At 62.0% G+C, this 12,997-nt stretch carries 15 protein-coding genes; 6 read left to right on the forward strand and 9 right to left on the reverse strand.

The features are described 5' to 3' along the window. Positions 1-97: 97 nt before the first annotated feature. The 5 genes from phaP to GNZ13_RS31210 all read left to right on the forward strand — a co-directional run bounded on the left by phaP (position 98) and on the right by GNZ13_RS31210 (position 3,450). Positions 98-679 carry a phasin family protein gene (phaP, locus tag GNZ13_RS31195; protein WP_172171757.1) on the forward strand — a complete coding sequence of 194 codons (582 nt, stop codon included), beginning with the start codon at positions 98-100 and terminating at the stop codon, positions 677-679. A 492-nt stretch (positions 680-1,171) separates the two neighbouring features. Further along, positions 1,172-1,501, forward strand: coding sequence for a hypothetical protein (locus GNZ13_RS31200; protein ID WP_172171759.1), 330 nt, complete (start codon positions 1,172-1,174; stop codon positions 1,499-1,501). Between the two features lie 105 nt (positions 1,502-1,606). Next, a complete protein-coding gene (locus tag GNZ13_RS52890; RefSeq protein ID WP_236002269.1) occupies positions 1,607-1,879 on the forward strand; it encodes a hypothetical protein in 273 nt (90 codons plus the stop codon). Positions 1,880-2,185: 306 nt separating this feature from the next. Then, positions 2,186-2,506: a hypothetical protein gene (locus GNZ13_RS31205; protein WP_054041885.1), complete on the forward strand. Its 321-nt coding sequence runs from the start codon at positions 2,186-2,188 to the stop codon at positions 2,504-2,506. A gap of 173 nt (positions 2,507-2,679) precedes the next feature. Next, positions 2,680-3,450 (forward strand): DUF2968 domain-containing protein, encoded by a 771-nt coding sequence (locus GNZ13_RS31210; protein ID WP_172171761.1) that lies wholly within the window; start codon positions 2,680-2,682, stop codon positions 3,448-3,450. Positions 3,451-3,583: 133 nt separating this feature from the next. Here the strand turns inward: GNZ13_RS31210 and GNZ13_RS31215 are convergent, their stop codons facing one another. From GNZ13_RS31215 to GNZ13_RS31245, 7 genes are all read right to left on the reverse strand, one after another. Further along, the gene (locus tag GNZ13_RS31215; protein ID WP_172171763.1) at positions 3,584-3,901 is read right to left on the reverse strand and encodes a DUF4148 domain-containing protein; all 318 of its coding nucleotides are present in this window, start codon (positions 3,899-3,901) and stop codon (positions 3,584-3,586) included. 265 nt (positions 3,902-4,166) lie between these two features. Continuing rightward, a complete protein-coding gene (gndA, locus tag GNZ13_RS31220; protein WP_172171765.1) occupies positions 4,167-5,576 on the reverse strand; it encodes an NADP-dependent phosphogluconate dehydrogenase in 1,410 nt (469 codons plus the stop codon). 103 nt (positions 5,577-5,679) lie between these two features. After that, entirely contained in the window at positions 5,680-6,330 is a 651-nt protein-coding gene (locus GNZ13_RS31225; RefSeq protein WP_172171767.1) for a DUF938 domain-containing protein, read from the reverse strand. A gap of 12 nt (positions 6,331-6,342) precedes the next feature. Further along, on the reverse strand, positions 6,343-6,948 hold the full coding sequence (locus GNZ13_RS31230) for a pyridoxamine 5'-phosphate oxidase family protein (protein WP_172171769.1): 606 nt from the start codon (positions 6,946-6,948) through the stop codon (positions 6,343-6,345). 47 nt (positions 6,949-6,995) lie between these two features. After that, positions 6,996-7,865, reverse strand: a complete 870-nt coding sequence (locus GNZ13_RS31235) for an NAD-dependent protein deacetylase (protein ID WP_172171771.1) — start codon at positions 7,863-7,865, stop codon at positions 6,996-6,998. A 50-nt stretch (positions 7,866-7,915) separates the two neighbouring features. Next, positions 7,916-8,155 carry an oxidoreductase-like domain-containing protein gene (locus tag GNZ13_RS31240; RefSeq protein WP_172171773.1) on the reverse strand — a complete coding sequence of 80 codons (240 nt, stop codon included), beginning with the start codon at positions 8,153-8,155 and terminating at the stop codon, positions 7,916-7,918. A gap of 166 nt (positions 8,156-8,321) precedes the next feature. Then, positions 8,322-9,086 carry an SDR family oxidoreductase gene (locus GNZ13_RS31245; RefSeq protein WP_172171775.1) on the reverse strand — a complete coding sequence of 255 codons (765 nt, stop codon included), beginning with the start codon at positions 9,084-9,086 and terminating at the stop codon, positions 8,322-8,324. A 238-nt stretch (positions 9,087-9,324) separates the two neighbouring features. Between GNZ13_RS31245 and GNZ13_RS31250 the strand changes: the two genes are divergently transcribed. Next, the gene (locus GNZ13_RS31250) at positions 9,325-10,182 is read left to right on the forward strand and encodes a polysaccharide deacetylase family protein (protein ID WP_172171777.1); all 858 of its coding nucleotides are present in this window, start codon (positions 9,325-9,327) and stop codon (positions 10,180-10,182) included. Positions 10,183-10,301: 119 nt separating this feature from the next. Here the strand turns inward: GNZ13_RS31250 and GNZ13_RS31255 are convergent, their stop codons facing one another. Then, the gene (locus GNZ13_RS31255) at positions 10,302-11,711 is read right to left on the reverse strand and encodes a DUF2252 domain-containing protein (protein WP_172171779.1); all 1,410 of its coding nucleotides are present in this window, start codon (positions 11,709-11,711) and stop codon (positions 10,302-10,304) included. A 74-nt stretch (positions 11,712-11,785) separates the two neighbouring features. Beyond that, complete coding sequence (locus GNZ13_RS31260) at positions 11,786-12,799, reverse strand: hypothetical protein (RefSeq protein ID WP_172171781.1); 1,014 nt, start codon at positions 12,797-12,799, stop codon at positions 11,786-11,788. Between the last annotated feature and the right edge of the window lie 198 nt (positions 12,800-12,997).

Genomic DNA, 12,997 nt, shown 5'->3' on the forward strand with positions numbered 1-12,997 from the left:
GTGCCGACAGCGTAGCCTCTCCTGCCCCCGAGCTTCATCAGACGGTCATTGTTCGCGAGCACGCTTGATGTCGGACATTCGTTTTCAGGAGACGGACATGAGCGATTTCAACGGGCAAGCTGCTGTAGTACAACACGCAAGTCTTGACTTCTGCTTTGGGGTAGCCGGCAAGGTGCTCGAGGCTGAGGAGAAGCTAACCAGGCTGAATCTGGACGCGGCAAAAACCACGTTCGCCGATTGGCACCAACGCATGCAGGATGGGCTGACGAAAACGAATGGCGATAGCGCTTCTGGCTTACAGGCTGCGCTGGCGCTGCCTTCGACGGAACGGGTCCTTACGTACCAGCGTCAGCTTGTGGAAATCGCTTCCACTATGCAAACGCAGCTGGGAGAGGTTATCGATGCCCAGTACCAGGAAGCTAATCGCCAGTTTCAACGGTTTGTCGAGAGTGCCGGACAAAACGCCCCCGTCAGTTCCGAGGCAGCAATTGCATTTCTGAAGCAGGTTATTACGTTCGCCAATACCGCCCACGACAGCGTGCGCAAAGCCGCGAAGCAGACAGTTGATTTTGCGCAAAGTACCGTGAGCGCTGCAACGGAAACGGCTTTGGAGCCGGCTCAACCGGTTGAACCGGCTATACCGGCGGTGGAGAGCGCGGCGAAAGCGGTGAAGCATTGAATTTAACAAGCGACGGGGGAAGAACGAGAATTGAACCTCGGCGATTGTCACGCAGGCCCGCTAGTTTGCTCAGTCGTGCTCTCGCCTTGCTCGTCTTCGACCCGTTGACTGCCGGACAACAGCGCAATACGCAGCGAGTCAGTTACGGTTAATAGCGGTGATAGTACCCGCCTGCAGGCACAACGATGCAGCCGCCCAGCGCACTTCCGAGACATACGGCCATCAGCATCAGCACAAGAATTCTTTTCATAACGCGCCTCACTTGTCAGTTGTGAAGGCACTATATTGAGCCGGCAGATTACCGGTGTTTTTGTGTGTAACGAGACGTGTAGTTTGAAACACCTGCCTCCGTTCGCACGATTCTCTGAAGTCCAGCCAACACGAAATATTCGGTTTCACAACTCACAACTCCATGGTCAACATCGTGGTCGTCCGAGACGTTGAGGAGATGAACGGCCCGAAGCCGTCCCCTCAACTGGATTGGAGACGAACATGCACAACGTTGCCTACAAACTCGCCGCTATTGCAGCACTGGCCTTGTCGTTTGCGGGCACAGCGTCGGCTCAAACAAACTGGAATGCGACGCACCCACGCCGTGCTGAGATCAACCATCGCCTCGCGAATCAGGATCGTCGCATCCATCAAGAAGTAAGGGAGGGCGAAATGTCCCACGCCGAGGCGGCGAGACTGCATCGCGATGACCATCAGATCCGCCAGGAGGAGCGTGACATGGCAAGTCAGAACGGCAGCCATATCACGAGGCACGAGGATTACGCGCTGAACCAGCAAGAGAATCACGTAAGCCGGCAAATCGGGCAATAGCGTGTGTCACAAACGCCAGCGACAACTCGGGATAAGACCAGCGCTGGCGTTTGCGGACTGCATCCTACCCAACGTTAGTGACCTTCACACTTGCTGGAGGCGGACATGAAGAACACGAATGAGCAATCCCTGCGTTGTCAGGTTGAAAAATGGCTCGCACCGGCGCCCGCGAGGCCAGTTCATGTGACCGCTTTCAGCCGCACCAGATTGGGCGGCCGACGCTACGTGTGCGTCGAGACGTCGTCACCGAGCGGAGCGCGCGCATTGTTCTTCTTCAGGCACGATGACGGCAGTTGGTGCGTATTCCCGCAGACTGCCAACAGGCGGAAGTCGGCCGCAGAGCGCCCCGTTATGCCGGTGACGTCGGTCGACCGTTAGCGAGGCCATTCTTGAACAACACTTCGCATCGGACAGCGACGAACAAGAATGATCTTCATGGCGGATAGCCGGTTGAGAAGCAGACGCTATCGACGCGTTATCCATGCCGCATACCGGACCACCCGACCCAGCAAGATCACGCGTTTCGACTGGGCCCATTACAGGTGTTGCGGCAGGCACGACCGCCGCCACGGGGCCGCCGAGCGCATTCGTGTGATTATTGAATCCTTTCAACCCTCGCCTATACTCAGTCATGCTGCCGCAACGCACCGTACACAAAAGCCTGGATCCTGCGAGGAGTTGAGGATGAACAAAGCCACCTTTCTGGCCGTGCAACTCAACGTGGACGATGTTGCGGCGTCGCCCGGTTTGGTCGAGCTGTTGAACACACATCTGGTTTTCGCGGCAGACGTCGCCGAAGCCGCCGACGCGCTGGTCCAGTTGGCCAGCATCGCGGGATTGTCGAGCGGCGTCGAAGCCAGCGTCGAGATTCCGGCTCTGGCGATCGAACGGCTGCGCGAGGCGCTAGACAATCTCAGCGGTTACGACGAATCCTGGCTGCTTGCCCTGGAACCAAGCCGCGCGTTGTTCGACGAAATAGGCCGCCGGCACCGCACCCTGCATTAAAGCTGCGCTCGCGCAAACGCAAACGCATCCGCAGTGCCGCGCGCCCCGGCGCTCACCGCCTCGCGCCGCCGGTCCGCCACTTTTCGCTCACCGCTTGAACCGCCAGATTGCCCGGCATGCTTGACCGTCGGCGCCGTCTGAAGGTTTCGGGCGAGTCAACCGGAGGAACCGCCGTGAAAAGTCTCCTGAACCGCCGCAGCGTGCTGGCAGGCCCATCGCATCTCGTGCAGGTCGCGCGAGAGAACCCCGCCGATCCCGTATCGCCCGACGACAGCGAGGAGGCGGCGCTGGCCACGGCGGCCGACGTCACGCCCGCTGCCGTTGCCGCTGGCACACCCGCCGCCGCCCCAGTCGCCGAGCCGGCGCGGCCGGTGACGGCGTTGCGGCCGGTGCCGGTGGTGCCCTCGCAGGTCAGCGCGCGCGGCGTGCAGATGGCCGACACCGCCGAGATCGAATGGCTTGCCGAAGAAGAAGCGCTGACGCCGTTCTGCGTGTTCCGCAGCTTCGCCTATTCGGTGAGCCTGCTGTTCCACGCGAAGGAACTGACCTACTACGTCGCGCTGTATCAGGACGGCTCGCTTTGGCGCGCGCTCAAAGCCGCCGACCTCGAAGCCGCGGAAGCGGCCTTCCATCACTTCGAGGAACAGGCGACGCGGCTCTCGGAAGGCGAAACGCGTCGCGCGCAATTGGAAGCGCAAAACGAACAGCTTGCGCGCATGATCGCGCGTTCAGAAGCGCAGGCCGAACGGCTGCGCACGGATCTGCAACGGCGCGGCGCGCAGGAACAGACTGTGTCGAACCGGCAGCATCAGGTGCGCAAGGAGGTGTCGCAACTCGAAGCGCAACGCGTGGCCGCGCAGGCGCATCTGAACAAGGCGCATCGGCAGATTCACCAGCTCAATCTGACCAGCAACGAAGGGATTCCGCATTTGCCGAACCGTTGATGCGTGCTGTGAAACCGATCTGACGTCCAAGCAGAGCCGTAAACAACAAAACGCCGCCCGGCAATTCCGGTCGGCGTTTTCTTTATTACCCGCCGCCTATCAGCAAGGCGGCGTTTCCATCAGCTTCGGCGAATTAGTTGCCGAAGTAGACCGAGTTACGGTCGTTGCCGCTCACCGGACGGCCGGCTTGCGAGCTGCCTGCGATCGGTGCGCCGTAACCGCTGTTCACAGCTTGAGCGGTGCCGTTCTGTGCATCAACACGTGCCTGTGCGGCTTGCAAGTTAGCCGGGTAGTCGATTTGATCGCCGTTCGGGTTGTAACCCGCCTTTTCGAGTTGCACCAGTTGAGCGCGTACTTCAGCGCGCGTCACCGGCTGGTTCGATTGAGCAAACGAAGCAACAGGAGCAACCAGAGCGGCGGCGACGACAACTGCAGAGATAAGGGTCTTCATGATGTAAACCTCCAGAACTTATATTTAATGCGCTTTGGGCTCGTTGTCCCGTAGCGCTTAAGTAGAAGTTTAGGAGCGTCTACATCTAGGGGAAACCCCTTAAACGACGAAACTCTATTTCGATTTTCGCAACAGTAGACGGCTTGCCGCGCCGCCACGCTATCTGTCCGATAGCTATCAGCAATAATTGCCCATCTCGATTTCAATCGGTCGCGTAGCCCGGCGCGCCTTACGGCAAGCGCGCGCCGGGCCGCAATTCAAACGCTTAGCTCCAGTTCGCGTGGAAGCTGCCCGGCTTGTCGGTACGCTCGAACGTATGCGCGCCGAAGAAATCGCGCTGTGCCTGCACCAGGTTCGCCGGCAGGCGTTCCGAACGATACGCATCGAAATACGCGACCGCCGACGCGAATGCCGGCACCGGCACGCCCGCATTGATGGCGGCAATCACGACCTCGCGCAACGCCGACTGATAATTCTTCGCGATGTCGCGGAAGTACGGATCGAGGAGCAGATTAGCGATCGCCTTGTCTTTCGCATAGGCGTCTGTGATCTTCTGCAGGAAGCGGGCGCGGATGATACAGCCGGCGCGGAAAATCTTCGCGATTCCGCCGAAGTCCAGATCCCACTTGTACTCTTCCGATGCCGCCCGCAATTGCGCGAAACCTTGCGCGTACGAAATCACCTTGCTGAAGTACAGCGCGCGGCGCACCGACTCGATGAACGCGTCACGCTCGACGCCGAGCGGCTTCGCCACCGGCCCTTCCAGCACCTTGCTCGCCGCAACGCGCTGATCTTTCAGCGACGACAACACCCGCGCGAACACGGCTTCCGTAATCAGCGGCAGCGGCGCGCCGAGGTCGAGCGCGTTCTGGCTGGTCCACTTGCCCGTGCCCTTCTGCGCTGCGCGATCGAGGATCACGTCGACCAGGTCCTTGCCGGTTTCCTCGTCTTTCTTGCCGAAAATCTTCGAGGTGATTTCGATCAGGTAACTATCGAGTTCGCCCTGATTCCATTCGGTGTAGACCTTGCCCAACTCTTCGTTCGACAAACCGACGACCTGCTTGAGCACTGCGTAGCTCTCGGCGATCAGCTGCATGTCGCCGTATTCGATGCCGTTGTGCACCATCTTCACGAAGTGGCCCGCGCCGTCCGGTCCCATGTACGCGACGCACGGCTCTCCATCCGGCGCCTTGGCGGCGATTTCGGTGAGGATCGGGGCGACCAGGTCATAGGCGTCGCGCTGGCCACCCGGCATGATCGACGGGCCTTTCAATGCGCCCTCTTCGCCGCCCGACACGCCCGTGCCGATGAAATGCAGGCCGGCTTTTGCCAGTTCCTGATTGCGGCGGATGGTGTCGGTGAAATGTGTATTGCCGCCGTCGATCAGAATGTCGCCCTTGTCTAGCAGCGGCTTGAGCTGCGCGATGGTGGCGTCGGTCGGCTCGCCTGCCTTGACCATCAGCAGAATGCGGCGCGGTTTTTCCAGCGACTCCACGAACTCCTCCGGCGTGAAGGCCGGCACCAGTTTCTTGTCCGGATATTCGGCGATGAGTTCGTCGGTTTTCTCGCGGCTGCGGTTGTACACCGACACCGCGTGGCCGCGGCTCTCGATGTTGAGCGCCAGATTGCGGCCCATGACCGCCAGCCCCACCACGCCGATTGCCTGTTTGCCCATGTGAATTCTCCAGAGTCCAAAAAATGTCGAGACGCCGCGCCGGAAGGAACGTCGGCGGGACGTCGAGGGTGAAAGGATAAAAGAAATGCCGGCTTGCCGCTCGTCAGACCCGCGCCGCGTCGAGGCGTTTCCTGAACACCAGACTGAAATTGTTGGCCGGCATCGCGATCGGCTCGTCGCACACCAACCCGACCGATGCGCCTAACGCTACTACGGCTTCCATATCGCGCACGCCCCATGCAGGGTCGCGGCTGCGCAACTGTTGATCGAACGCATCGTTGCTCACCGAGGTATGCGCGCCGCCGCGTTTGTAAGGACCGTACAGATACAGTACACCGCCAACGGCCAGGCGGCGGCTCGCACCGGCGAATAGCGCCTGCGTCGCACTCCACGGCGAGATGTGAATCATGTTGATACAGACTACGGCGCCGAGCTTATCGAGCTTATCGTGCGTATGCACGCCCCAGTCCGTCTGATGCACGTCGAGAGCGAGCGGCGCGCGCACGTTCGCCAGCCCTTCGTGTGCGATCCACGCGGCAATCGACGCACGCGCATCCGCATCGAGATCGCTCGGTTGCCAGTCAAGCCCAGGCAACGCGCCGGCGAAGCACACTGCGTGCTGGCCCGTGCCGCTCGCGATTTCCAGCACGCGGCCGGTGGCGGGCAGCACCTCGCGCAATACTGCAAGGATCGGTTCGCGATTGCGTTCGGCGGACGGCGAGCGTTGCCGCAGCGCCGGATGGGAATCAGTCATGTTGACTTTGTTTCAGTACAGGGCCGTGCGCACGCGTTCGGCGAGTTCACGGTCGTAGGTCGCAGCATCGAAACTCTCACCATTGATACGCCGCTGGATCTCGCCCGCACTCGGCAGGCGCGAACGTTCGACATGATGCGCCGGGTCCCACAGTTTCGAGCGCACCAGCGCCTTCGAGCAATGAAAGTACACTGCATCGACGTCGATCAGCAGCACGGTGCGCGGCAGTTTACCTTCGACGGCGAAACTGTCCAGCATTTCCGGATCGTTGGAAATGCGGCCGCGGCCATTCACGCGCAAACTTTCGCCGACGCCCGGAATGATGAACAGCAGTGCCAGATGCGGCTCGGCGATGATATTGCGCAGACTGTCGATGCGGTTGTTACCGATGCGGTCCGGCAGCGCGAGCGTGCGTTCGTCAATCACGCGCACGAAGCCCGGCGCGTCGCCACGCGGTGAACAGTCGAGGCCATCGGGACCGGCGGTGGCGAGCACAGCGAAGGGCGCGACTTCGATAAACGCGCGATAGTCTTCGTTGACGTAGGGAATCTCTTTCTTCACTGCGCGCTCATGCGGCTGACCGTAGATTGCTTCGAGCTGTTCGATCGTCGTCAACATCGGCGTTCCTTTTGCGTGGCGGTTGCTTTTCGTGAGCGCGGCGCTGCTCAGTCCAGCGCCAGACGGCCCGCCAGCGCGGTCAGCGTATCGGCACAGGGTGCGGCAATTTTCAGCGAGAGCAGCGCATCGGCGCGCGTGCGCCCCAGATTGATCGCGACAATCGGCTTGCCCTGCTTCTGCGCCCACACGCAGAAACGGTAGCCAGAATAAACCATCAGCGAGGAGCCGACCACGAGCACCGCGTCCGCCGCGTCGAGCGCATGCGTAGCCGCTTCGACACGCTCGCGCGGCACGCTTTCGCCGAAGAACACCACCGAGGGCTTCAGCAAACCGCCGCAGTTCGTGCACGCCGGAATGCGGAAAGATTCGATATCGTGCCACTCCAGATGCGCGTCGCCGTCGGCGGCGGTTTCGGCGGTGACGTGCAGCAACGCGGAATTGTCGGCCTCGAGCGTCTGCTGGATCGACGCGCGCGAATGCTCCATGCCACAGTCCAGACACGTCACACCGTCGATGCCGCCATGCAGCTCGATCACCTCGCGGCTGCCCGCCCGCTGATGTAGACCGTCGACGTTCTGCGTGACGAGCGTCGGCACATGTCCCGCTGCCTCGAGCCGCGCCAACGCGGTATGCGCGGCATTCGGCTGCGCGTCGGCCACCACCGGCCAGCCGACCATGCTGCGTGCCCAATAGCGCTGGCGCATCGCGGCCGTGCCGAGAAATTCCTGCAGGGTGATTGGCGGCGAACGCTTCCATTCGCCGTTGTCGTCGCGATAGCCTGGAATGCCGGAGTCGGTGCTGATGCCCGCGCCGGTCAGCACGAACAGACGCGGATAACGCTGCACAAAGGTATGCAGGTCGTCCAGCGTATGCGATTCGTTGAAGGGTTCGATGTGCGCGGGCTGAGGGTCGGTCATGACGGGGATGGGGTATGGCTGCGGCCTTGGCGTAAAACCTGAAACGCCGTTCAGCGGCGCGTGCGCGGTTTGCTCTGCCGCGCGTGCGCCGTTCGCACCGTTCGCCCCGCCCGTACCGTCAGCGCTGCCTGCCGCGCTTGCCACTCGGCGAGCGCTGACTGGTAGCGCTCGAGCGCATCATCGTAAAGGTCGAAGACACACGGATTGCAGCCACTATGACAACAATCCTCGAGGTCGGGCTGCACGGGCGGCACCGGCTGCGGGTCGTCCTTGGGTGAGGCACGGGGCACGGCGAATCGCTTTGTCGAAAGGCGGGAAGCGGTCAGTATAAGTTGATCTCCCGCGATGCGTGCGGCGGTGGTTCAACCTGAACCCGCGACCTGAACCCGTGCCATCAATTCACGCCCTGGGCCCTTCCCTTCAACCCGTTCACGCCACAAACGCCCGGCGCCGCGCTTAACCCCTGCCGACGAACGGCATCTTGCTCGCCATGATGGTCATGAACTGCACATTCGCCGACAGCGGCAATTCCGCCATATGCAACACCGCGTCGGCAACGTGCTGAACGTTCATCAACGGCTCGACCGCGATTTCGCCGTTCGCCTGCGGCACGCCGCGCGCCATCCGCTCGGCCATTTCCGTCGCGGCATTGCCGATGTCGATCTGCCCGCACACGATGTCGTATTTACGACCGTCGAGCGAAACTGCTTTCGTGATGCCGGTAATCGCGTGTTTGGTCGCCGTGTAGGCGATGCTGTTCGGCCGCGGCGCATGCGCGGAAATCGAGCCGTTGTTGATGATGCGGCCGCCTCGCGGCGTCTGCGTTTTCATCAGACCGAAGGCGGCACGCGTGCAGAGAAACACGCCGGTGAGATTGGTGTCGACCACCGAGCGCCATTCGTCGATATCGAGTTCGTCGATATCCACGGGCGAGCCGTTGCGGCCGGCATTATTGAACAGCACGTCGAGCCGGCCCCGCCGCGCGCGGATCGTGTCGAACAGCGCGGCGACGCTGTCGGCGTCCGTCACGTCGCAGGCCACGGCGAGCGCGTCACCGCCCAGTTGCTGCGCTTCTTCGACCACGGCGTCGAGCGGCGCCTGGCGACGGCCGGCAAGTACCACGCTATAGCCGTGCCCCAGCATCTTGAGCGCACAGGCCCGGCCGATGCCGCTGCCCGCGCCCGTCACCAGCGCCACTTTCTTGATTCCGGTTCCTGTCACAGCGCGTCTCCTGCTCCATTTCTTTGGCCTTAGCACCATACAACAGCGGATCGCCCGTCACAAATGCAACGTCGCGGCCGTCGCGAAACATAGCGTCTTTCAGCATGCTTTCATTACGTATGGTTACCGTCCGCAACAGCGTCGAACCGCGCATCAATGGTATCGTTTGCCGTTGCGCGTCACGCGCGCAATTCAAGGCCTTCCCAGGACGGAGGAAGGAAGACAGGAAGCACGCTTTATGAACGAACTCTCCACGCCGCCGCAAGGCGGTGAGGCCGCGCCGCAGCGCCGCTGGCCGCGCACCGGCTATCCCGCGATGCTCACGGCCACCGCCGCCTGGCATGTATTCGTGCTGGCCGGATGGCTGCTGGCGCCCGCCTCATGGCCGTGGTGGCTGGCCGCGATCTTCGCGAATCACGCTATTTTCACGGTGGCCGGCCTGTTGCCGCGCACCTCGCTGCTCGGCCCGAACTGGACGCGCCTGCCCGTCGGCGAGCGCAACGCAGACGCGATCGCACTGACCATCGACGACGGTCCCGATCCAGTCGTCACACCGCAAGTGCTCGATCTGCTCGACGCGTTCGGCGTGCGCGCCACGTTCTTCTGTATCGGCGCGAACGCGCAACGCTACCCGGAGCTCACACGCGAAATCGTCGCACGCGGCCATGCGGTGGAAAACCATTCGCAGGTTCACGTGCACACGTTTTCGGTGACGTTCCCGGGCGCACTCACGCGCGAGATCGACGCGGCGCAGCGCACCTTCGAGACATTGAGCGGCGAGCGGCCGATGTTCTTCCGCGCCCCGGCGGGGTTGCGCAACATCTTTCTCGAGCCCGTGCTGCGCAAACTCGATTTGCGGCTCGCGGCTTGGACGCGGCGCGGCTACGACACGCGCGAGCGCGATCCGCAAGTGGTCGCGCAGCGGCTGCTCAATGGCCTTGGCCCGCGCGACATTCTGCTGCTGCACGACGGCAATGCCGCGCTCACCATCGAGGGTAAACCGGTGATACTCGCCGTCCTGCCGCGCGTGATCGACGCGGCTCGCCGGCAGCACTTGCGCTTCGTTACGCTGCGTGAAGCACGTATCGACGACTGAACCGAGCCCCCTTCCCGCGAGGCTCGGCCGCCGGCACGCGGCGAGCCACGCAGACATTGCTTACGCTATTCAAGCACGGCCCAGGCACGGCTCAAGCGCGGCTCAAGCACGATCGACCATTACACGCGGAAATCCGCCGCCATGTCTTCGTCCGTACGCGCCTCGAGCTCGCCGTTGCGGCAGGCCTTCAGAAACACGTCGTAATCGCGTTCCACCTGGTCCGCATAGCTGGTGGCGTAGCCCGTGAGCGCTTCCGCGAACTGATCGCCACGGCCGATATACGCGCTGACTTCGATCGCCTGGCCACTCGCCTTCGCATGCGCGCGCGCCATGATCCAGCCGCAAAGTTTCGCGTAACCTTCCAGCAGGTCGGTGTCGAACAACTCGATGTTCGCCGACAGTTTCATGTCGCGCAGTTGCCGGAAGTAGAAATGGCGCCCTGAGGGCCCGCTCGCCCAGCCGAGAAAGATGTCGCTCGCCGCCTGCAGCATGCGCTGCCCTCGAACCACCCGCTCGCCCTCGTGCTTGAGCGACGGCGACTTGTAGTACTGTGCGACCACCGATGGCCGTGCTTCCTTGATCTGAATGAACAGCGGCTTGCCCATGTGATCGACGTTCAACAGCACGAGACAACGCGTCCCCACGCTGCCGACGCCCACCACCTTGAACACCAGGTCCTGTGCCGTGAAATGACCGAGCAGCTCGCGCCGGTCGTGCGACAAGGTCTTCAGGTATTCGCTCCACGTCCGCTCGATCAACTTCTCCCAATTGCCGATGGTGAACCAGTCGTCATCGGGCGAAAAAAGCGTATTGGTGCCATGCACATGAAAGAGCCCGGGCGGTGAGTCGTGAATCGCCCAGCGGCTGCCGTCGAACTCGGCCATTTTCTCGAGCAGGCTTTCGTGGGTACGGCCCGCCGCCTTCTCCATGCCGCGGCGCACGATGCGGCGGCGCTCGGGCGTCAGCGCCGTTTCCGCCATCAGATCGAAGGTGATGCGGTCGTACCAGAGTTCGAGCGCGCCGCACTGCGCGTATTGCGCCATGCGGTCGCGGTATTCGGTGGCGGCGGTCATCACCAGATGCTCGGCCGTGCCGCGGCTCAAACGCATGTGACGCGCGGCGACCACGAGGCTTGCGGTCAGGCGTTTCAGGTCCCATTCGAAAGGACCCGTTGCGACTTCGTCGAAGTCGTTCAGATCGAATACGAGTTGACGCTCAGGCGTCGCGAATCCACCGAAATTCATCAGATGGCCGTCGCCGCATATTGGCATGGTGAGGCCGGTGTCGGGGACCAGGCTCAGGTCATGTGCCTGAATGATCGCGGTACCGCGAAAGAACGTGAATGGCGACACAGACATGCGCCCGTAGCGCAGCGGCACGAGCTTTTCGACCCGCCCCTCGCTGCTTTGCTTAAGCAACTCGATCGGGTTGCGATGCAATTCGCCTACCGTACGATGGCTCGAACGTTTCGAGTGCTCGCGGGCGGCACGGCCACGGGCCTCCCGCTCGGCGATGGTGCTGGCTCTCATGCACTTCTCCGGTTTTTTTGTTGGAATCTTTACTATCGGTTCTAGAACACTGCTTCTGCTGGCACGATGAGCTATCACCAACGGTAGCCCACACCGCCGAAAATCACATCTGAATCGCGATCATAACGTGTCACGACACGATTCCATTCGATTCGCGTATCCCAGTGATCGGTCAAACGATACGAGCCCGCGATCGTGACGAGGCCGGAAAACTTCCCGGCGCCCGGCCCTGGCGTCAGGCTGTTCTCGTTTTCGTTGATCGCGTAGTAAGTGCCGACGCCGAGCGCCAGCGTAGCCTTGTCATCGAGGAACGCGCGGGTCGCCCACAATTGGCTCGTGATACCGTCGCGGCGCGACACCTTGCTGCTGCCCTCGTGAAGATAGCCGACCGTCACCTCGAGGTATTTCGCAAGGCCGCGACGGTACTCGATCGCGCCACCCAGCGCGGTCGGCGAGCTGGTCGAATTGATGATGGTCTCGCCGAGATACACCGCCACTTCGTTGTTGGTGACCTTGTGGTTGCTGCCGCTCGCCCAGTCGCGCGGACCGGGGGTGCCCGGGGCATCGAGCTGATAGCCGACGCCGAACATCACGCTTGTGGCATCCGGCCCGCGTTGCACATGCACGCGATTCAACTGCAGTTGCGTGAGCCACCGGCTCGACGCGTAGTACGCCGCGCGCAAGCTATACACGACGCCCCAACCGTGCGTGTCCGAATAACTTCCGCCTTGCACGGCGGTGGTGGTGTCGAAGTAACGGTATGGGCCGATGCCCGCCTGCAGGACGAACTGCGGACTCCCCACGGGAATGCGGCCCCATAGCTGGATCATCTGGCCGTCGCGATGATGGTCCGGAATGTGTCCTTCATTGAGCCACGTGAAGCTCGCGGCAAAGTATTGCCCGAGCCCTTCCTGATAGTTGATCGCCCACGTGTAGGTGTTCGTGTTGCCCGCGCGCGAGCCGCCGCCGAATAACGAAAACTCCTGGGCGTGACCCACGTTGGACACGAACAGAAGTCCGAGACCGGCAATGCTGGAGGCCGCCTGGATTGCCAGCCGGCGGCTCACCGCAGAATTCAGATTCCGCATACTGCTCATATCTCCGGATGGGCCGCTGTTGCTGCCGGCATTCATGATTCGACGAAAGCCAGATGGCGGCGTTGAGCGCCGGAGCCGGCTGTCATTACAAATTGTTTGTCATGCTAGCAGACCGTTCGGTAAAAATGCTATGTCATGCATTTTGAATAGCCCGGCCGAATAGTCCGGCCACACGCCGACGTCCTCAAT

This window comes from Paraburkholderia elongata (assembly GCF_013177735.1).
Taxonomy (GTDB): Bacteria; Pseudomonadota; Gammaproteobacteria; order Burkholderiales; family Burkholderiaceae; genus Paraburkholderia; species Paraburkholderia elongata.